Origin of the sequence: Solidesulfovibrio sp. (assembly GCF_029978005.1) — a bacterium.
Taxonomy (GTDB): Bacteria; Desulfobacterota; Desulfovibrionia; order Desulfovibrionales; family Desulfovibrionaceae; genus Solidesulfovibrio.
In genome coordinates this window covers 1-3,206 of record NZ_JARKOZ010000012.1, presented here as the reverse complement: position 1 = coordinate 3,206, position 3,206 = coordinate 1, and the positions used below count along the sequence as shown (strand labels likewise).

The window sequence follows — 3,206 nt, the reverse complement described above, 5'->3', positions numbered from 1 at the left end:
ACCATGTGGTCGGGGAATTTCGGGCAACCCGCAGGCCGCAAAGCCGGCCAGCACGTTGCCCGGAATTCCGCGACCACGGGCGCCAGCGGCAAAGCGCCGCATTTTATGCGCTTAGGACGGACGCTTGGCTGGCGCGGCCGGTTTTTCTTCCTCGGCCACCACGCCCAGCTTGTCCACGCCGGCGGATTTGACCACGCCCATGACCGCCACCACCGTGCCGTAGGGCACGGCCTTGTCCGCCCGCAGGAAAAGCTGCTTTTTCTGGTTGGTCACGAGTTGGCGCACCTGGCCTTCCAGATCGCCCAGCTCCACCTGGTACTTGTCGAGGAAAAGCGCGCCGTCGGCCTTGACCGTGAGCACCACGGAATCGCTCTCCTTGGGCAACGCGCTCACCGCCCGCGTCTGCGGCAGGTCCACCTGTAGCCCCTGGGTCATCATGGGCGCGGTGACCATGAAAATGATGAGCAGCACCAGCATCACGTCCACGAAGGGCGTGACGTTGACGTCGGCCAGCATGCGGCCCCGGCCGCCGACCTGCATGCCCATCTCAGCCCCTCCCCGGCGTCGCGGCCTCGGCCTTGGCCGGAGCCCAGCTCACCTCGCGCTGGATGCGGTTGAGAAACGCGCCGGCGAAATTGACCAGCTCCCGCTCGATGGTCTGCATGTAGCCCAGGAAGAAGTTGTAGGCGATGACCGCCGGGATGGCCACGGCCAGGCCGATGGCCGTGGCCACCAGGGCCTCGGAGATGCCCGGGGCCACGGCGGCCAGAGCGGCGGACTGCATGAGCCCGATGGAATGAAACGAGTTCATGATGCCCCAGACCGTGCCGAAAAGGCCGATGAACGGCGTGGCGTTGGCGCAGGTGGCCAGGAAACCGAGATTGCGCGAGAGGTTGCCGAGCTCCTGGGTCACGCCCTGGCGCAGGACCCGGCGGATGTTGTCCATGGCCACGTGGCCCTTTTCGGCCGGGCTGAGGGCCGCCTCCTCCATGCGCACCAGTTCGGCGAAGGCCAGCCTGCCCACATGGAAGGCCGGCGAGCGGCGCGAGGACGCGAGCTCCTGCATGGCCTCGCGCAGGGTGGCGGCCTCCTGGAACCGGGCGTAGTCCCGGGCCGCCTCGCGCTTGGCCCCGGTCAGGGTGAAGACCTTGACCAGGATGATGCTCCAGCAGCCCACGGACATGACCCCGAGCACGCCGAGCACGAAAAGCACCGTCGGCGTTGCGCCCGCCAGCATGCCCAGAAAACCGCCGTGCGGCGTGAACGTTCCCATGCGAAGCCTCCTCGGGCGACAGGTTTGCCACGGGACGATGGACGGCCGTGCCGGGAAACCGTCCGCGACACGACGCTTCAGGAATCAACGTGGAGGCATCCGTTGCCGAAAAACGCCGTTTTTTCCCGGCACGCGCCCAGAGAAAGCATCGACGCGAGAGCATTCCCGGCGCAACGGCGAGGAAGCGGCATGCTGTTTGTGAACAAATTCGTGGGACCCGTCAAGTGACACGAATTGTGGAAAAAACCTTCCTGAAGTGCGGCGCACGGACTTGCTTCACTTTTTCACGCAACAGTGTAAGGAAACACGGCGCACACAGACAACAGACAGCTCGAAGCCGCGCATCGGACGGCCACGTCCGGCGCGGCCGGGCCGGCCATCCGCCGCCGTGCTTCGCCCCCATACGAAACCTCCCACGTTCCGGAGGCCTCCATGCGACGACACACCGCCTGGCTTTTCCTGCTGCTTTTTTTGTGCATCCCCCAGGTCCTGCCGGCCGGCGAGCACGCGCCGGCTCCCGGGCAGGCCATCGACTTCGCCCGACTCCTGCCGCCGCCCCCGGCCCCGGGCTCGGCCCGGCAGCGCGAGGACCTCGCCGCCGTGCTCGACCGGCAGCGCCGGCGCACCCCGGAAATGGAAGCCCTGGTCCAGGCCGACGCGAAACGGTCCGTGCTGCGCTTCGCCCCGGCCCTGGGATCGGGTTTCACGGCCGAAAACCTGCCCCTGGCCCTGCCTTTTTTCGAAAAGCTCAAAGAAACGGCCGACGCCATGTTCGGCGACGCCAAGGAGCACTGGAACCGGCCCCGGCCCTCCCAGGCCGATCCCGAGGTGAAACCCTGCCTCAAGGTGCCGCGCGGCGCGGCGTACCCGAGCGGCCACGCGCTTTTCGCCGCCGTGACCGCCATCGCGCTGGCCGAGATGGTCCCGGAGCGGCGGGAGGAGATCTTCGAACGGGCCAGGGAATACGGGGAAAACCGGGTGATCGGCGGGGTGCACTACTTAAGCGACATCGCGGCCGGGCGCATCGCCGGCACGGTCGTCGCCGCCGCACTGCTGGAAAACGGGGATTTCGTCCGCGAACTGGACGCCGCCGGGGACGAGGTCCGCCGGGCGCTGGGCCTGGGGCCGAGGGACTGGCCGGGGCCCGGCATCGCGGCCCCGGGGCCGGCGACGCACGACCGCCAGCCCCGGAGCGTGAACTGAGCGAGCCCGACCGCTACGAAGCCAGGCGCAGGGTCCGGCCCCGGGAAAGGGCCGGGGGCGCGGCCTCGGCTTGCGGCCGGCCATGTCCCTGGAGCGTCCCGAGAAGGGCCGAGAGCGCCTCCACCTGGCGCGCCAGCACCTTGACCGCCTCCACGGACTGGCCCATGGACTCGGCCGTTTCCGAGGAAATGGCGCTGATTTCCCCCACGGTCCGGTTGATCTCGTCGCTGGTGGCGGACTGTTCCTCCGAGGCCGTGGCGATGGAGCGCACCTGGTCGGCCGTGGCGTCGACCAGGGCCACGATGCGGCGCAGGGCCTCGCCGGCCTCGCCGGCCAGGGCGGCCGTCTCCTCCACGGCCGCGGCGGAGCGGCCCACGGCCTCGCCGTTGCGCCGCGTGCCGTCCTGGATGCCCCGGGTGGCCTCGCCCACCTCCTTGGTGGCGCGCATGGTCTTTTCGGCCAGCTTTCTGACCTCGTCGGCGACCACGGCGAACCCACGGCCGGCCTCCCCGGCCCTGGCCGCCTCGATGGCGGCGTTTAAGGCCAGCCGGTTCGTCTGGTCGGCGATGTCCGAGATGATGCCGAGGATGCGGCCCACGTCCTCGGCCCGCCGGCCGAGGTCACCCATGCGCTCCCGGGACTGGCGCGCGTCGGCCCGGACCCGCTCCATGGCCTCGGCCACGCGCGCCATGAGCGTCGTCCCCTCCTCGGCCTGGCCCCTGGCCTGGGC

At 69.6% G+C, this 3,206-nt stretch carries 4 protein-coding genes; 1 reads left to right on the top strand and 3 read right to left on the bottom strand.

Going from position 1 to position 3,206, the window contains the following annotated elements; all coding sequences use genetic code 11:
- Positions 1-111 precede the first annotated feature (111 nt).
- A complete protein-coding gene (gene tolR, locus Q1K70_RS01365) occupies positions 112-546 on the bottom strand; it encodes a protein TolR (RefSeq protein ID WP_300154688.1) in 435 nt (144 codons plus the stop codon).
- Between the two features lies 1 nt (position 547).
- Positions 548-1,273, bottom strand: coding sequence for a MotA/TolQ/ExbB proton channel family protein (locus Q1K70_RS01360; protein ID WP_300154686.1), 726 nt, complete (start codon positions 1,271-1,273; stop codon positions 548-550).
- Positions 1,274-1,705: 432 nt separating this feature from the next.
- On the opposite strand from Q1K70_RS01360, the gene Q1K70_RS01355 reads away from it, so the two are divergent.
- Positions 1,706-2,476, top strand: a complete 771-nt coding sequence (locus Q1K70_RS01355; RefSeq protein WP_300154683.1) for a phosphatase PAP2 family protein — start codon at positions 1,706-1,708, stop codon at positions 2,474-2,476.
- A 13-nt stretch (positions 2,477-2,489) separates the two neighbouring features.
- Here the strand turns inward: Q1K70_RS01355 and Q1K70_RS01350 are convergent.
- The coding region (locus Q1K70_RS01350; RefSeq protein ID WP_300154680.1) for a methyl-accepting chemotaxis protein at positions 2,490-3,206 on the bottom strand (717 nt) is incomplete at its 5' end.